This window comes from Chitinophaga agri (assembly GCF_010093065.1).
In the GTDB taxonomy this organism is placed as follows: Bacteria; Bacteroidota; Bacteroidia; order Chitinophagales; family Chitinophagaceae; genus Chitinophaga; species Chitinophaga agri.
In genome coordinates this window covers 3564816-3583312 of record NZ_CP048113.1, presented here as the reverse complement: position 1 = coordinate 3583312, position 18497 = coordinate 3564816, and the positions used below count along the sequence as shown (strand labels likewise).

Annotated in this window: 10 protein-coding genes; 6 read left to right on the top strand and 4 right to left on the bottom strand. The window is 46.8% G+C overall.

Annotated elements, in window-relative coordinates; all coding sequences use genetic code 11:
- Nucleotides 1-6 precede the first annotated feature (6 nt).
- Nucleotides 7-1881 carry a sensor histidine kinase gene (locus tag GWR21_RS14090; protein WP_162332366.1) on the top strand — a complete coding sequence of 625 codons (1875 nt, stop codon included), beginning with the start codon at nucleotides 7-9 and terminating at the stop codon, nucleotides 1879-1881.
- A gap of 118 nt (nucleotides 1882-1999) precedes the next feature.
- On the opposite strand, the gene GWR21_RS14085 is transcribed toward GWR21_RS14090, so the two are convergent.
- Nucleotides 2000-2998, bottom strand: a complete 999-nt coding sequence (locus tag GWR21_RS14085) for a beta-ketoacyl-ACP synthase III (RefSeq protein ID WP_162332365.1) — start codon at nucleotides 2996-2998, stop codon at nucleotides 2000-2002.
- Between the two features lie 138 nt (nucleotides 2999-3136).
- Here GWR21_RS14085 and ruvA point away from each other — a divergent pair, with 138 nt between their 5' ends.
- The 5 genes from ruvA (at nucleotide 3137) to GWR21_RS14060 (ending at nucleotide 15274) form a co-directional block, all read left to right on the top strand.
- Nucleotides 3137-3724 carry a Holliday junction branch migration protein RuvA gene (gene ruvA, locus GWR21_RS14080; RefSeq protein WP_162332364.1) on the top strand — a complete coding sequence of 196 codons (588 nt, stop codon included), beginning with the start codon at nucleotides 3137-3139 and terminating at the stop codon, nucleotides 3722-3724.
- Between the two features lie 38 nt (nucleotides 3725-3762).
- Nucleotides 3763-11007, top strand: coding sequence for a T9SS outer membrane translocon Sov/SprA (gene sov, locus GWR21_RS14075; RefSeq protein WP_162332363.1), 7245 nt, complete (start codon nucleotides 3763-3765; stop codon nucleotides 11005-11007).
- A 159-nt stretch (nucleotides 11008-11166) separates the two neighbouring features.
- The gene (locus GWR21_RS14070) at nucleotides 11167-11529 is read left to right on the top strand and encodes a hypothetical protein (protein WP_162332362.1); all 363 of its coding nucleotides are present in this window, start codon (nucleotides 11167-11169) and stop codon (nucleotides 11527-11529) included.
- A 248-nt stretch (nucleotides 11530-11777) separates the two neighbouring features.
- A complete protein-coding gene (locus GWR21_RS14065; protein ID WP_162332361.1) occupies nucleotides 11778-14057 on the top strand; it encodes a TonB-dependent receptor in 2280 nt (759 codons plus the stop codon).
- A gap of 5 nt (nucleotides 14058-14062) precedes the next feature.
- On the top strand, nucleotides 14063-15274 hold the full coding sequence (locus GWR21_RS14060) for a sialidase family protein (RefSeq protein WP_162332360.1): 1212 nt from the start codon (nucleotides 14063-14065) through the stop codon (nucleotides 15272-15274).
- Nucleotides 15275-15324: 50 nt separating this feature from the next.
- Here the strand turns inward: GWR21_RS14060 and GWR21_RS14055 are convergent, their stop codons facing one another.
- From GWR21_RS14055 to GWR21_RS14045, 3 genes are all read right to left on the bottom strand, one after another.
- On the bottom strand, nucleotides 15325-15465 hold the full coding sequence (locus tag GWR21_RS14055; protein WP_162332359.1) for a hypothetical protein: 141 nt from the start codon (nucleotides 15463-15465) through the stop codon (nucleotides 15325-15327).
- A 194-nt stretch (nucleotides 15466-15659) separates the two neighbouring features.
- A complete protein-coding gene (locus GWR21_RS14050) occupies nucleotides 15660-16415 on the bottom strand; it encodes an SDR family NAD(P)-dependent oxidoreductase (RefSeq protein WP_162332358.1) in 756 nt (251 codons plus the stop codon).
- 10 nt (nucleotides 16416-16425) lie between these two features.
- Nucleotides 16426-18258, bottom strand: coding sequence for a PKD domain-containing protein (locus GWR21_RS14045; RefSeq protein WP_162332357.1), 1833 nt, complete (start codon nucleotides 18256-18258; stop codon nucleotides 16426-16428).
- Between the last annotated feature and the right edge of the window lie 239 nt (nucleotides 18259-18497).

The window sequence follows — 18497 nt, the reverse complement described above, 5'->3', positions numbered from 1 at the left end:
ACTATTTTGAAGAAAGGATCCATACATATCGTTTTTATACTACTGGCAGGTTTGCTGACCTGCGGGAAAGTGTATGCACAGGACAATGTCATCCGCCAGCTAAGGAGCAGTCTGTTACAACAAACGGACAGTATCCGGTACACTGATGTACTCAACCAGCTGGGTATGCAGTACCACCTGAGCAATATCGACAGTTGTTTCTGGTATGCTGTTAAAGCGCGTGGTATTGCCACACGGCTGCATGATAGCAGAGGACTGGCTGGCGCCCTGAATAACCTGAGTATATTCTATGCATTGAAGGATAATCAGAAGCAGGCTATAGAATATGGATTTAAGGCGCTGTTGCTTTACCGTGAACTGAATGATCAGCCGAACGTGTGTCAGGTGCTGATGAACCTAAGCGTATTCCATTTTTTTGAAGGTATGAAGCCTGAAGCTGACCAGTACCTGTATCAGGCTATGAACCTGGGACAGTCACTGACACAGGATTCTATTTACAGCCTGGTACTGATCAATTTCGCCTCCCGGTATGAAGAAGACAGTACCCGCAGAGATTCCGTGAAATGGGCCCTGGAGAAATCCAAAGAGATCATTCGTAAATATCCCGGTAGCAGGGATATTTATTACATCCAGGCTTTTGAAGCCGATGAATGGATGCGGGACGGAGAAGGGGCAAAGGCAGTGCATCGTATCAACGAGCTGGCCGATAAGGCACTGAAGGAAGGACTGATCGGAGTAGCCATTGATCTGCTGGACCATATTGAGGTATATAAACAGCATGGATATCCTGCCGATGCTTTACCTGCCAAAGAGAAGGCCTTCGCAATAGGAAGTCGCGCAGGATACCTGAATGTGATGTTGCCAACGGTGGTCAGTCTGTACCGTTATTATGCAAAAGGAAATAATGAAGCCAAGAAAGCATATTATGGGAAAGCGCTGCTGGATATAGTCAGGCAACGGCTGAAGCTAAGGTCCAGCAATCATATGAACTACCTGGATTACTTCCTGAAAGAGCAGGAGCTCAATGAGTGGCAGTTGAGCAACAAGGTGCAGGAACAAAGGATCGCGCATAGTAATATGAAACATAAAAGCCGTTTGCAGCTGATAGGTTTCCTGGCCGGATGCCTGCTATTGATGGCTGGCTTTACACTGGCCCGTTACAGGTCGTACAAAAATCTTCGTCGTCAGGAAGAATTATTACGGGAAATGAATGATGCGATCTCCGAAAAGAACCAGCAACTGAGTGTACATGATGACTTTAAGAATAAACTGATCGCTATACTGGCCAGGGATTTCAGGGAGCCGCTGAATGATATTATCAACGTCTCGGCGCTGTTTCGGAACAAGGATATGGACCAGGCGGCTATGCAACGGACCATTGACGAAGCGGTGATGTCCTCCCGGAAAACGCTGGTTATCTTTGATAACATCCTCCGCTGGATCAGGTCTCAGTTATCAGGCTTCGTGTATAGCCCGGCGCCCTGCGATCTCAAATTGTTATTTGAACAGGTGGCACATTCGGCAGATCAGCAGCAGGTAGTGTTGGATATACCGTCCGGATTGTGCCTGGCTGGTGACCAGGAAATGCTGCTATTCATTAACAGAAGTCTGCTACATGGTGCAACAGTGATTTCCAGGGGAATCGGTATTATCCAGGTGCGTGCAGCGGTCGATGACCTGGTAAAAGTCAGTATCCTGTTCGAAGCGCCTGCATTTACCCCTGATATGGGCGCTCACTTGTTTGAATACAGAAAAGGAGACGATCTGTCGGTGACACTGGTGATCTGTAAAGACTTTATGGATAAAATGGGAGGCCAGATCAGTGCAGATGTGGTGGAAGGAAAGCTGAAGCTGGGATATAGTTTACCGTCATTTGGATAATTGTGAATTAGGCGCTGGAAAGTCTTCAGTAAGTATAATATTCAAAACAATAAAAGGACAGGCTTTTCCGTAAGAGAAAGGCCTGTCCTTTTTTATTATTCTGATTTTTAATTCCTGGTTATTTAGGATCGTATGCCCATTTCAAATAGCTCGCACCCCAGGTGAATCCACCACCGAATGCAGCCAGTACCAGGTTATCACCTTTTTTCAGATGCTTTTCGTAATCCCACAGACAGAGTGGTAAAGTACCTGCTGTGGTATTACCATAACGCTGAATGTTCATCATTACTTTTTCTTCTGGCAGGCCCATACGCTGTGCGGTAGCATCGATGATACGCTTGTTAGCCTGGTGAGGTACCAGCCAGGCGATATCGTCAGCAGTCAGCTTGTTACGCTCCATGATCTGCGCAGCAGCATCCGCCATGTTAGCTACGGCATATTTGAATACCATTTTACCTTCCTGGTATACGTAGTGTTCTCTGTTGGTAACGCTCTCAATGCTGGCAGGCTGTGCGGAACCACCTGCTTTCATGTGCAGGTATTCACGGCCATGACCATCACTTTTCAGCACGCTGTCTATTACACCCAGACCTTCATAGTTAGGTTCCAGCAGCACGCCTGCGCCACCATCACCAAAGATGATACAGGTGGTACGGTCGGTATAATCAATAATAGAACTCATTTTGTCAGCGCCGATAACCATTACTTTTTTGTAACGGCCGCTTTCGATGAAGCGTGCGCCTGTGTCCAGGGCATACAGGAAGCCGGAGCAGGCAGCACTGATATCAAAGCCGAAGGCGTTTTTAGCACCTATTTTATCTGTTACAATGTTGGCAGTGGCGGGAAACACCATGTCTGGTGTAACGGTGGCCACGATCAGCAAGTCTATTTCTTCCGGGCTGATCCCTCTTTTACGGCATATTTCCTGCGCTACTGGTACACATAACTCAGATGTTCCCTTACGTTCTCCCTTCAGAATTCTTCTTTCGGTAATCCCTGTACGGGTGATGATCCATTCGTCTGTTGTATCTACCAGTTTCTCTAACTCCTTATTAGTGAGCACGTAGTCAGGTACATAACCACCTACCGCTGTGATAGCGGCCGTTATTTTGTTCATATTAATAAAATAGATGTTTTAAACGAGCCGTAAAAATACATAAGAATTTGTAAATGTAAGTATAAGGTTACTGACTGCCCCGTTCTTGCTAAATTTTTACTAGGTTTGCCAAACAATTAGAAACCACTCTATTCCTGTATGATTGCTTACCTCAACGGAAAACTGTCCTATAAATCCCCTGCCATGGTACATATTGACGTACAAGGGGTTGGATACGAAGTGCAGATCAGTCTTAATACCTACTCCCGCATACAGGGACAGGAAAGCTGCAAACTGCTGACCTATCTCCATATTAAAGAGGATGCGCATACTTTATATGGTTTCGCTGATGACGCAGAACGTCAGATGTTCCTGCTGCTGATAAGTGTCTCAGGTATAGGCGCAAACACAGCCCGGATGATGTTATCTTCCCTTCAACCAGAAGATATTCAGCGGGCGATCGCCATGGAAAATGAAAAGATGCTGGAAAGCATCAAAGGTATTGGCGCCAAGACGGCGAAAAGGGTCATTCTGGAATTAAAGGATAAAATCGGGAAACAAAAGATCATTGGCAACCAAATATCTGTAACACCAAACAATACAATTCAGGAAGACGCGTTAAATGCTTTAGTCACTTTGGGAATAGCCAGAAATGTGGCCGAAACGGCTATAAACAAGGTGCTAAAAGCTGAACCACTATTGCAGGACCTGGAAGGCCTTATTAAAAAGGCGCTGAAAGGTCTATAAACATTTATTACCCTGACCTCTATAAAAACCTATTTCTCTTGTCAAGGAAGACATATTATGGTGCTATTGCAGTAATAGGAGTTGTTTCATTGTTTATTTTCGACACTGCGGCAAGGAATCGTTCGGGTTATAATAACAACTATACTAACAGATACTGGCAACCAAACAAAAATTATACCATACCTCCTGCTCCTGATACCGTAAAGAAGGATACCTTAAAGTACCCTATCCGGGACAGGCATGGGACCAGTATGACCGATCCCGTTAAGAATCAGATAGATTTGAAGGATCCTGCTGGTATATCCCGTACTGTTGATTATGACCCGGTAACAAAACAATACACAGTAACAGAAAAGATAGGCGACCACTACTACCGTAATCCTACCTACCTCAGCTTCGATGAGTATTATAAGATCCAGTCTGCCAAAAGCGAACAGGATTACTGGATGAAACGTGCCAGTACCCTCGGATCGCTTAACCAGAAAGGAAACGGTCCTGACCTGTATAAAGGCAGTAAACTGTTTGACAGGATATTCGGTGGTAACAAGGTGGATATCAAGCCCCAGGGTAGCCTGGAACTGACCTTCGGTTATGAAGGGCAGAATATCAAAAACCCCGTGCTGACAGAACAGGCCCGTAAAACGGGAGGTTTCGCATTTGATATGAATATCAATATGAACCTGACCGGTAAGATAGGGGACAAACTGAAACTGATCACTAACTATAACACCCAGTCCACCTTCGACTTCGAAAACCAGATCAAACTGGAATATACCGGCTATGATGATGAGATCATTAAAAAGATAGAAGCCGGTAACGTGAGCTTCCCCCTACGTAGCTCGCTCATCTCGGGGGTACAATCCCTGTTCGGTATCAAGACCCAGCTGCAGTTTGGCCGTCTGACCGTTACCAGCGTACTATCTAACCAGAAGTCGCAGAAACAGAATATGATGATCAAGGGCGGTACCCAGGTACAGGACTTCAACCTCAAGGCTGACGAGTATGAAGATAACCGTCACTTCCTCATGGGGCAGTTCTTCCGCGATACCTTTAACTACGCAATGAGCAACCTGCCGGTGATACGCTCCCTTGCCTATGTGAACCGTATCGAGGTGTGGGTGACCAACAAGACAGGCGCCACCACCAATACCAGGGATATCGTCGGTTTGATGGACCTTGGTGAATACGCTCCCTATAATACCTCCATTAATGTATTGTCTAACTCCAGGCTTACTGATAACAAGCTGAACGATCTCTACGCTAAAATTATTTCTGACCCCATGAGCCGATATACGGGAACGGTGGTCAGCCGCCTGCAGAGCCTCGGCCTACAGGCCGTACAGGAATACGAAAAGACGTTTGCCAGAAAACTGGATTCCACTGAATATACGATCAACAGACAACTCGGCTTCATCTCCCTGAACCAGCAGCTACAGGCAGATGAAGTTTTAGCTATTGCCTACCAGTATACCTACAATGGTCGTGTATACCAGGTGGGTGAGTTCTCTCAGGATGTTCCGCCAGATCAGAACAACAGCGCTAACCAGCGTATCCTGTTCCTCAAAATGCTGAAAGCTACTTCCGCCCGTCCAAACCTCCCTATCTGGGACCTGATGATGAAAAACGTCTATTCTACAGGCGCTTATCAGATCAACAGGGCCGACTTTAAACTGGACGTATATTATAAAGATCCTGGTACAGATTCCCGTGCGCCAAGTGATAAACGTTATTTGCCGGATGCACAGGGGGTATGGGAAGGTGCTCCACTGATATCCATCCTTAACCTGGACAGACTGAATAACCAGAATGACCCGCAGCCGGATGGTGTGTTTGACTATGTGGAAGGCTATACGATCAACTCACAGACGGGTAGGATCATGTTCCCCGTACTGGAACCATTCGCCCAGGGTATTCAGAAAGCCTTCGGTGGAAATGCCGCCCTGGAACGACAGTATATGTATAAGGTACTGTATGATTCCATCAAAGTGGTAGCACAACAGTTCCCGCAGCTGAACAGGTATATCGTAAAAGGCTCCTATAAATCAAGTAACTCTTCCGAAATCACACTCGGTGGTTATAACATTCCGCCGGGATCTGTAACAGTAACTGCCGGTGGCCAGCAACTGCGTGAGAATGTAGATTACATTATTGATTATAATCTGGGTCGTATCAAGATCATCAACGCAGGTATCCTCAACTCAGGTGTCGCTATCAACGTGCAGTTTGAGAACAATGCCGCATTTGGTACCCAGGTGCGGAACTACTTCGGTACCCGCTTTGACTATGTGGTCAATGATAACCTGACCCTTGGATCGACGATCGCCAGAATGAGTGAAAGACCTTACTACCAAAAAGTGAACTATGGCGAAGACCCGATCAAGAACACGGTGGTAGGCTTCGACGTAAACTATAACTCACAGTGGAAAGGACTGACCCGCTTCCTGAATAAACTGCCTAACTTCCAGAGTAATACGCCTTCCAATATCATGTTCACCGGTGAGGTGGCCAAGTTATTCCCCGGGCATAGTAAACTGGTGAATGCAGCGGGTAGCAACCAGGGACAGATCTTCATCGATGACTTTGAAGGTTCTCAGAGTGGTTACGACCTGAAGTTCCCGGCTACTGCCTGGGCATTGGCTTCTACGCCGAAAGATGCGTCTGACAGTGCCGGCACTATCCTCTTCCCTGAGGCTGACCGTAACGATCAGCTGAGCTATGGGGCCAACAGGGCAAAACTGGCCTGGTATATTATAGAACCGACTTTGCAGATACCAAAATCGCCTGCGTTACCGGAAGGGATTGATGGGGAAATGCAGTCTGACCCCCGTACCCGTTTGGTGTATCAGCAGGAGATCTTCCCAAATCGTTCTACCGACTTCGGACAGAGCCAGCTGAGTACCCTTGACCTGGCATATTATCCGCAGGACAGAGGTCCATATAACTTTACGGCTGGCAGAGACAGTATTACTGCCGCCGGAAAACTGCTGAATCCAAGAAAGAAATGGGCGGGTATCATGCGTGCGATCGATAACAGTGACTTCCAGACCCAGAACGTGGAGTTCATCGAGTTCTGGATCCAGGACCCTTTCATTGTCGATTCTACGAATCCTGGTGGTCAACTGTATTTCAACCTGGGTAACGTGTCTGAGGATATCCTGAAAGACTCCCGTAAGTTCTTCGAGAACGGTTTACCAAATCCAACTACCGAACTAAATAAGACTGACTCTTCTATCTGGGGCCGTATCCCTAAATTCCAGCAGCAGATCACACAGGCATTTGACAATGACCCTGAGATCCGCCGTTATCAGGACGTGGGATATGATGGTTTGCAGAGTGGTGATGAGGTAAATTTCCGCAGGTCTTACCTGGACAGACTGGCGGCTAACTTCGGTATTAACTCTGACGTTTATAAAGATGCAGCCAGAGACCCTTCTAACGATGACTATAAGCATTACAGGAATGCCGATTATGACCACAAGGGAATAGACATCCTTTCACGTTATAAGCATTTCAGTAATCCGGAAGGTAACTCACCTGTATCTACCGGTAACAGCATTTACTCTTCTGCAGCTACCAACATACCCGAGTCTGAAGACCTGAACAGGGACAACACACTCAACGAAACCGAAGAATACTTCCAGTACCGTGTGAACCTCCGTCCGAAAATGGGTGTAGGTACCAACTACATTGTGGATAAAGTGACCAGGAATATCTTACTGGCGAATGGTCAGAGCAGACTGGAAAACTGGTATCAGTTCAAAATTCCGATCAACAACTTCGACAAGAAAGTAGGTAATATCCCAGACTTCAAGTCCATCCGTTTCATGCGTATGTTCCTGACAGGATTTGAAGATTCGATCGTAGTACGTTTCGGTAAACTGCAACTCATCCGTAACCAGTGGCGTCAGTATAATTATAAACTGCAGGCAGGCGACCCTGTTCCGAATGATGATAATACCCTCTTCAATACCTCAGCAGTTAACATTGAAGAAAACTCTACCCGTAAACCTGTCAACTACGTACTGCCTCCGGGCGTGGTACGTCAGAACACGCTCAGCACCAACAGTACCGTACTGCAGCTGAACGAACAGGCGATGTCCATCCAGGTGTGCGATCTCGCCGATGGTGACACCCGTGGTGTAACCAAAAACCTGAACATGGACCTGCGTCAGTACAAAACGATTCAGATGTACCTGCACGCTGAGCCTTCTAATGATCCGAACTCTCTGAAAGACGGACAACTGCGTGCGGTGATCCGTATGGGTAGCGACTTCGTAGAAAACTACTACGAATATCAGATCCCACTGAAAGTAACAGAGTGGAACCATAACCAGCCAATGGAAGTATGGCCGGAAAAGAATGATGTGAACCTGTTGATGAGCAAACTGACCAATCTGAAACTACAGCGTAACCAGTGTGATACCTGTTCCCCATTACTGCCATATACTGTTCCTGATGAACTGGGTAACTATATGAGCGTAGTAGGTAACCCGAACCTGGGTGATGTGAGAACGATCATGCTCGGTGTGACAAACCCGAAAGATGACGGTCTCCAAAGATGTGGTGAGGTTTGGTTCAACGAATTGCGTCTCTCCGGTCTGGATGAAAAAGGTGGTTATGCCGGTATGGGCCGTGTGGACGTTCAACTGGCTGACCTGGGTACGATCAGTGTATCGGGTAATATGCACACTGCTGGTTTCGGTAATCTTGACCAGCGTGTAAATGAACGTTTCCGTGACAACTACCTGCAATATGATGCAGCAGCGAACCTCGACCTGGGTAAACTCCTGCCGAAGAAAGCCAGCCTCTCCATCCCGGTATATGCCGGTTATTCAAGAGCTGTCAGCTCTCCGGAATACGATCCGTATGACCTGGACATCAAACTGAAAGATAAACTCAGAATGGCGCGCAGTGATTATGAACGTGACTCAATCCGCAAGGCTGCACAGGATTTTACGGCTATCAAGAGTCTGAACTTCACAAACGTGCGTCGTCTGAATATGAATAGAAAACGTAACCGGTTGTGGGATATCGAAAACTTTGATATCAGCTATTCCTTTACACAGACTACCAGCCATAACCCGATCATTGAAAGTGATGAACTGACCAAACACAGAGGTGGTCTGGGCTATACCTTCACCGGACAGAGTAAGTTCATAACACCGTTCAAAAAGCTGTTCAAGGCGAAGACGCCATGGCTGGACCTGATCCGTGACTTTAACTTTAACTATATACCATCCCTCATCAGCTTCCGGGTAGACGTGACCCGTCAGTTCGGTGCTACCCGTATCCGTAATGTTGGTGGTGATGATTCTAATTATAAGTTACCGGAGACCTACAACAAGTACTTCACCTTCGACAGGTACTACGGTCTGAAGTGGGATCTCTCCCGTAGTCTGACAATCGACTTTAACGCGGTGAATAACGCACGTATTGATGAGCCACAGGGGCGTATCAATTCGAAAGAGAAGAAAGACAGTTTGTGGAATAACTTCTTTAAACTGGGCAGAACGACCAACTACTATCATACGGCGAATGTGACCTATACATTACCTACCTCTAAAATACCTGCGCTTAGCTGGACAAGCATCGCGATCGGTTATTCAACAGACTACCGCTGGACAGGTGCTTCCCTCCTGGCCAGATATCTGGGTAATGCAATAGAGAACTCCAACCAGAAAACCGTTATGGCGGAGTTCAAGTTCTCGGAATTATATAGTAAATCGGCCTTCCTGCGAGCCATCACTGGTACGCAGCAGAAGAAACGACCGCAGCAGAATAATAATAACCGACCCGGTACAGGACCTAATAAGCAACCAGTCAAACAGGAAAAATCAGTAGAGGTATCGCCAATACTGAAAGCAGTGATGAAACCATTACTCGCCCTGAAACGTGTCAGTCTGGATTACTCTGAAAATGGTAATACCCGCTTACCAGGTTATATCGATAGTACCAAGGTGCTGGGTATGAACTGGGCCAGCTGGCAGCCAGGTGTGCCATTCGTGTTTGGTAAACAACCCGATAAAGCGTGGCTGGACAACTTTGCGAAGAAAGGCCTGATCACACCAGACACATTATTCAATATTCAATACCAGCAACAGTTCACGCAGCGCTGGCAGATACAGGCGCAACTGGAGCCTGCCAATGACCTGCGTATTGACCTGAGCATGACCAAATCATTCAGCAAGACGCATACAGAGTTATTCAAGAACCTCGGTGATTCCGGTTACCAGCATTTAAGTCCGTATGATGCCGGTGGATTTGAGATCTCTTATATGGCAGTGAAAACGCTGTTCGGTGGTATTGATAAAATAACTGGTTCGACAAAGACATTTAACGACTTCCAGCGGTACCGTCTGACCATATCAGACCGTCTGGGTGGAGCAAACCCTTATAATGCCGGCTTTGACCGTAACCCGAAAGATCCTTTATATGCTTATGGTTACGGCCGTTATGCACAGGATGTACTCGTGCCGGCATTCCTAGCAGCATATACAGGTAAAGATCCTTCGAAGATCGGATTACTGAGAAGTGCAGGCCTGTCAAATGTCCGTAGCAATCCGTTCAGTAACTATATACCTCGCCCGAACTGGCGTGTGGCTTATAATGGTCTGACAAAACTGGAACCTTTCAAATCGCTCTTCACCAATGTATCACTGACACATGCTTATGTCGGTACGCTGAGTATGAGTTCCTATAACTCTGCACTGCTGTACGAGGATCCGCGTCTGGCAGGTTATCCGGGATTTGTGGATACCGTATCTGGTAACTACATCCCTTACTTCCTGATCCCGAACATCACTATGACGGAACAGTTTGCACCGTTACTGGGTATAGATGTAACGTTCGTGAGCAGCCTTAACCTGCGTGTGGAATTCAAGAAGAGCCGTTCATTAAGTCTTAGCCTGATCGACTACCAGCTGACTGAGCTCCGCTCTACCGAGCTGACACTGGGTGGTAGCTACCGCCTGCGTAATGTGAAGTTTGCATTCCTCGGCCAGGAGAAAGATGGCAAGAAGGTACAGAATGATATGAACTTCCGGCTGGATATGAGCTTCCGTGATGACCGGACGGTGAACAACCGACTGGATGCTGATCTGGTCATACCTACCAGTGGTCAGAAGGTGATCGGTATCTCTCCATCCATCGACTACGTAGTGAATAATCGTTTAAACCTGCGTTTCTTCTACGACCGCCGCCAGACGATACCGGTTATTTCAACAGCGTATCCGATCACAAATACAAGAGGAGGACTGACGTTGAGATTCATGCTCGCACAGTAAGGGAAATTAGGAATAAATGAGTCTGAATATAGAAAGGGTCTGATCATGGCGATCAGACCCTTTGTGTTGTATGGCTAACTCAGGTCTTAATTCCCAAATTCTTAATTCTCATGACATATATCATTTGCAATTGCCTCACTATTGCGCTACTTTTGCAGCGTGAGATATCTCTTCGCCATAATCGTGTTATGCGGGCTGTTGTTGCAAAACTTCAGCCAGGTGATCATTATGGTGAAATACAAGATCGATCAGGCGTACATTGCCAGCGTACTGTGTGAAAACAGGGACAAACCTGATATGCACTGTAATGGTAAATGTTACCTGAGAAAACAACTTAAACAGGACGAGCAGCAACAGCAGAATGGTACTACTGCCAAAGAGAAATATGAAGTGTCATATATCAACGTGTTGCAGGAGTTTAACTTTGCGCCTATCGCTCCTGCTGTTGATCTTTTGGTACATTATCAGGATCCTGCACTCCATACCCCGTTAATATCCATCTTCCACCCACCCCAGGCTTAACCGCTTCTCTGTTCATTTTATTATTTATGCTGGATGCCATATGTCATGGCATGTTATCTGATGTACTTTACAATGAGTGATGTAATAGCTGTATGCTATCACATGTCTCATCTGTTATCATTCCATTCTTATTTACTAATCAACAGCTATTGCCTGTGATCATGGGCACTGGCGTATCCGGCGGTGATGTCTCATCAGCTGCCCGGCATCGCTATGTCTGATCAGCAGGTGAGGAACTTATTGCGATCATGAAACATTTATTACTGATAATAACGGGCGTATTATTATTTATTCAGTCACACGCACAGATGCAGGGCAGCGTGACCGATGCGCAGACAGGTGAAGTATTGCCAGGTGTGACGGTGCAGTTGCTCCACGGAGATAAAGGGTGCCAGACTGATGCACGCGGACGATTTGCCTTACAGCAGGCGCATCCCGGTGATTCTGTGAAAGTCTCTTTTGTCGGTTATCAAACCCGGAGGCTGACCTTATCTTCCCAGTCATCAGCAATTATACAACTGACGCCTGCCACTGCCAGTCTGAACGAGATCATTGTAACCACCAGCCGTGATAAACAGTCACGTACAGATGCACCTGTCGCGATCAGTACCATCTCTACACAGGAGATAAGAGATACCAAAGCAACATCGCTTGAGCAGTTGCTGAATAAGGTAAGCGGTGTATACATGGTCGACCTGGGTAATGAACAACATACCATGGCGATCCGTCAGCCAATAGGTTACAAGAGCCTTTTCCTGTACATGGAAGATGGCATTCCCATCCGTACTACCGGCGATTTCAATCACAACGCGCTGATCGAGATCAATATGGCTGCATTGCGCAATATCGAGGTAGTGAGAGGACCTGCTTCTTCCCTCTATGGTAGTGAGGCGGTAGGTGGTGCGGTGAATTTTATTACTGTAGCACCTTCCTTACAACCAACAGCCAGGGCACAGGTGGAGATCAGTGACCGTGGATACAAGCGGGCTGATTTCAATGCATCCAGCACCTTTAATAAGGTAGGTATCTCGATAGGTGGTTATTATGCAGATCAGCGGAATGGTTATATGGATCATAGTGATTTCCATAAACTGGCATTGACCGGGAGAGTCGATTACCAGATCAGTGACCGTACAAAGTGGATCAATTCCATGACACTGACCGACTACTACACCGACCAGGTAGGAGGACTTGACAGCGCACATTTCTACGCAAAAGACTACCGCAATTTCCAGACGTTCTCTTATCGTAAGGTAAATGCACTGCGTTACAGAAGTACGCTGGAGCATACGTGGAATAATACTGACAGGACAACTATAACAGGCTTCTTCCGTAACAATACCATTGAACAGAATCCTTTCTATGCATTGAAGACATTGTCCAATCCGCTGAAGGCGGCAGGCGAGATCAATGATGATAGTTTTAATAGTTATGGCCTGATCATACAGCATAAAAAACAGTTCTCCTGGAAAAATGCATCCATCATTGCAGGGGTAAGCGCAGACTATAGTCCGGCAACATATTATGCGGAGTTTATCGATGTGACAAAAGATGCCGCAGGTTATTTCCGCAGTTACCAGACGACAGATTCTGTATTGACCAACTACAACGTTGGCTTACTGAACACAGCTGCCTATGCACAGTTTGATATGGAGCTGCTGCGTCATCTGAAATTTGTAGCCGCAGTACGTTATGACAGGATGGATTACGATTTTGATAATCATCTGCCCCCTTCTGCCTTCACCGGTGCTCCCGATGAAACCAATCATTTCAACAAGCTGACACCAAAGCTGGGCCTGACATACGACTTCGGCCAGCATCGTGGTATGTACGTGAATTACAGTGTAGGCTTTGCGCCGCCCAATATCTCAGAGTTATACAGGGGGGTAAAAGTGCCTGTACTGAAACCGGCTACTTACCGCAACTATGAAGCCGGTGGCTGGTTCGGATTTGCAGATGACAAGGGATATGCGGATATCGGCGTGTATAATATGGAAGGTACGAATGAGATCATCAGTGTAAAACTGGATGATGGTTCCTATGAAAACAGGAACACGGGACATACCACACACAGAGGTATTGAATGGAATGTGCGCTATGCGATCTTACCTGCGCTATGGATTCGTAGCAGCGGACAGTATGCAGAACATTTCTTCAATCAGTATGTGGAAAAAGGCGTGAGTTATGAGGATAATAAAATGTCGGGTGCGCCGAAGGTGATCACTAATACAGAACTTACCTGGAAGCCGGCTTGCCTGAAAGGATTCCGCCTTGCCGGAGAATGGCAGCATATCAGTAGCTATTACATGGACCCGCAGAATACTGCTACCTACGCCGGATATGATCTGCTGAATTTCCGCACAGGTTACAGCTGGAAACAGTTTGACTGCTGGGTGAACTGTCGTAATGCAGCGGATGCGATCTACGCCACTACAGCTGAGAAAACAACATATAGCACTACTTACAGACCGGGACCGAAACGTACTTTCAATATTGGTCTTGGCTACACTTTCAATGGTAAAAAATAAACGTTATGCGGATAGGGAAATGGATGGTATGGATCGCACTGGGTACGATTGCCTGTAACAGTGCCACACGAAAAGAACATTTGCTGTCACATGCCACACAGGATGCTTCCTGTCCTTTCGTGGCAGGAACGGCTGATGGGCGTACGGTGATCAGCTGGGTGGAAACAGTTAAAGGAGCTGATACCGGTACATTGTATTATGCAGTATCTGCGGATAAGGGACAGACCTTTTCTGCTCCGCAACGGGTCTCCACCGCTAATGGCATCCTGCCACATGCGGAGAATATGCCAAAAATGGTTTTTAAGCCCGATGGGGAGGTGATCGCCATTTATGGGGTAGAGCAGAACGATGAGCGTAATAAGTACGCAGGAAGGGTGTTTTATACGCGTTCGCTGGATGGAGGTAAGAACTGGTTGCCGGCACAACCCCTCGTAACAGATACGGGTAGCTATGACCAGCGTTATTTTGATGTGGCATTGCTACCCGGGGGAGAAGCCGCCGCTATCTGGCTGGATAACAGGAAAGATGTTGACGCGGAAGGGTCTTCACTTTACTTCGCTGTGACCAACGGGCATGAGGGATTTAAAAGTGAAAGGTCGCTGGCGGAGACTGTCTGTCAGTGTTGCCGTACGGACCTGTATACCGATGAACAGGGCGCTATTCACATTGCTTTCCGCGATATCATCAATGATTCTATCCGGGACATGGTGCATATGGTCTCTGTGGATGGAGGGAATACCTTTTCGGCACTGAACCGTATCAGTGCTGATAACTGGGTAGTGAGAGGTTGTCCACATACAGGGCCCGCGATGGTGAAGAATAAACAGGGAATGCACTTTGCGTGGTTTACGATGGGAGGAGGAGAAGGCGTGTATTATTGCCAGTCTGCCGATAACGGTCAGACCTACACCCGGAAACAGAAAGTGAGTCAGGCGCCTATGGCGAAACATCCGCAGATCACTATGCTGGATGATGACAGGGTACTGATGGTATGGGATGAGCCGGTGAAACTACCTGGTAACAACTTTAACAGCCGGGTCGGTTTTCAATTGAGGGATGGTGCAGGTAAGGTATTGGATACAGGGGTACTTACCAGTGATGCTGCCTATTCTACCTATCCGGTGATCAGGGGCATGGGAGACAGGACGGCTGTCATGGCTTATACCCAGCGGGCAGGAGATGTGCAGCAGGTAAAGTGTATGCTGATACGGGAATAAAATAAAATCCCGCTGGCTTGCACCAGCGGGATTAGTTTCATTTTTCAGCACTAAAAGCCCCAACTCAGGTCCTGACGCGTAGCCCAGCGACCGTAGTTATTTCTTTTAGATTTGTCGGAGTGGAAGCGCCATTCTGCTTTCCATCTTGGATAGTAGAGGCGCAACAAATACAGTGTTGCAAAAGTAAGCATAGGGATATGGTTTTTTAGGATAGATAGTCGGCATTGGAAACATTAAAAAACAGTCATAGTTAGTATCACCTCGGTCCGGAGGTATTCTCCCACAATTACATCACATCACAATAGTCCTCATATCATTACGTGTATCAAATTTAACCACAAAACAATTCACATGAAATAACATCTATGTGTTATATTATGCTTTTTTACTCTTTATCAAAATAGTAGGCATTGGCCTGTTGGAGACAGGTGATCACCAGGTCGTTAATGCATACGTGTGGTGGCAGGGTAGCGCAATAATAGATCGTATCAGCCACGTCTTGTGCGGAAAGCGGCGTAAAACCCTTATAAATGCTTTCCGCCTTATCCTTGTCGCCTTTAAAGCGTACTTCCGAAAACTCAGTTTCTGCGGCGCCGGGATGGATAGCGGTTACCTTGACACGGTAGGGAAGGAGGTCAATGCGCATACCCTGGGAAATAGCGTCTACCGCAGCTTTGGTCGCACAGTATACATGTCCTTTGGCATACACCTGTTTGGCGGCAGTAGAACCCAGGTTGATGATATGTCCCTTACGTGCCTGTTTCATCCATGGCATGACCACTCTGGATACGTATAACAGTCCTTTAACGTTGGTGTCGATCATAGTGTCCCAGTCAGACAGGTCGCCGTCTTCAATGGAGCTCATTCCGAGGGCCAGTCCGGCATTGTTTACCAGTATGTCGATCGCTTTCCAGTTGTCAGGTATATTGTTCAGTATTTCATTGACTGCCTGTGCATCTCTTACATCAAAACAAAGTGGCAATACGGCAATGTGATGTTCCTGCTGCAATTGCTGTTGTAATGCTGTTAATCGCTCCTGTCTTCTTCCCGTGATGATCAAATCATACCCGTTCGCTGCAAACTTTTTTGCGCATGCTTCACCAAAGCCTGAGGTAGCTCCGGTCACTAGAACTATTGCCATAAATCCCATTTTATTTCACCAAAGTTACAGTGCCTTTCTTTAAAATACTTTTACCGGTGAAATCTTTTCCTGAGAGGATCCAGATGTATGTATCTACTGGTGCTGGTTCACCCTTGATCGTACCGTCCCATCCCTTCCGGAAATCAGTGGAAGAATACACTTCCTGTCCCCATCTGTTAAAGATGCGGAAGAATTCATATGCTGTAATGCCGACAGGTATGAAGCGGAACTTGTCGTTCTGTCCGTCGCCATTAGGACTAAAGGCAGTGGGTATATATACTTCAGGGCCCGCATAGTACTTCACGCTGATGCTGTCATAGCCAAAACAGCCCTGGGAATTGGAGACTTTCAGATAATAGGTCATATCCTGATCCCCGCTGACAACAGGGTCCGGAATATTGATGCTGCTTAAGCCGTCAGGAGGCGACCAGGCATAGAACTCGCCACCGCTGGCAGTCAGTTGCAGTTGCTGTCCTTTTGCCAGAATGGTATCATTTCCTGCAAACGGGTTTACCTCATACACAGTGATTTCCTTGATAATTTCCGCACTGCAGGATCTGTCCGTTAGTATATTCATCGTGACAGTATAGGTACCGCCATCCTGGTAGACATAATTCAGCTGGGTGCTGACAGCACTGGCAAACTGTGGTCCGTTGGGTATACCTATGTCCCATCGCCGGCTGGTGATCTTGCCATAGGTATAGGTCGAATTATCATTAAACCGTATTGGTTCTCCCCGGCATAAACCTTCTACCGTAAAATCGGCTTTTAGACCGGGGTAATTGTGCACAAACCCCGTTACGCTGTCCGTACAGCTTAAACCGGGATTAACGACCAATTTGACCTTATAAATGCCTGTATCGGGATAGGTGTGTGTGAATACAGTCTTATCGAAAGTCACGGTGTCTGTACCATCCCCCAGCTGCCAGTAATAGCTGGAGGTAAATCCTGCATTGCTGTAATTGGGAATGGTCACACTCAGATCAGGGCTGGCCACGCAGTTCATCAGTATAGAAGGGAAGCCTGCCTTGATACTGGTCTTACAGTTAAAGACCGTTAGCAGCAGGTCTTTATGGTGTGTACCGATCAGCATTTTTGTCGCCCGGTCGTATTCATTGACACAAACAGAGATCACAAACTTGCCTTCCCGGGTGGGTGTACCCTTGAGCATACCGTTATTGTCGATGGTGATCTGCGGGGAACCACCCATCGGATTGGCGCCGGAATAAGGCGTGACGTAGTTGACCGTATTGGTATAGGGCGGCGGACTGGTGGCCATCGCCTCGCTACGTGTGGAACCTCCTGTCAGGGCACTGCACAATGTATAGGTCAGACTATCTCCATCCGGATCAAAGGCGGAATAGTTAAAGGTGAATGGCAGCAGGTTACAGATCACGATAGCACCATCATGCTTAAAACGTGCACTGCTGTTGGTCGGTTTTTTATCTGTTCCCGGTATGACAGTATAAAACGTAGATCCTTCATGTTCGGAGTCATAGATGTTGATCAGTTTTTCTCCCCGGCAGCAACGCTGGTATGTGACATAATATCCGCCCGGGCTGGCCGGCAGATCAATCGTATCCCGGTAAAAGGCGACTTCAAGATTTTGCGTTCGGGGAGCGAGGCAGGGGTTTTTAAGTGTATCGCGTAATGGTAAGGTCTGTTTGATGCGCAGTTGCAGGGCGTTGGTGATCCGGGTACCGTTGGAATTGTAGATGTTTATTGGCACCGGGTCTTCAAAATGGTCCAGACATCCCTGTATCGGTCCGCAGGTGAAATCAGCGTCCCGGTATAATTTCAGCACAATTTCGTAACGGTATATTCCGTCACCGGCAGTCCCCACGTAAGTGTAATATATTTCGCCACCAATTATGTGATAGGCGTCTGCTCTAACGTGGACAAAGGTGCAGCAAATAGCCAGAATAAGGAATCTATACATTCAAAGGGGTGCAAATCTGTAAAATGACTTTCGTATAGGAATTTACAAAAAAAATACCTTATAAACAATCATTTTTCCCAGTGTACACGCGGGTTTTGGAACTATCTGTAGAATAGTTCTTTACAGTTGAAAGTATGTCGTTA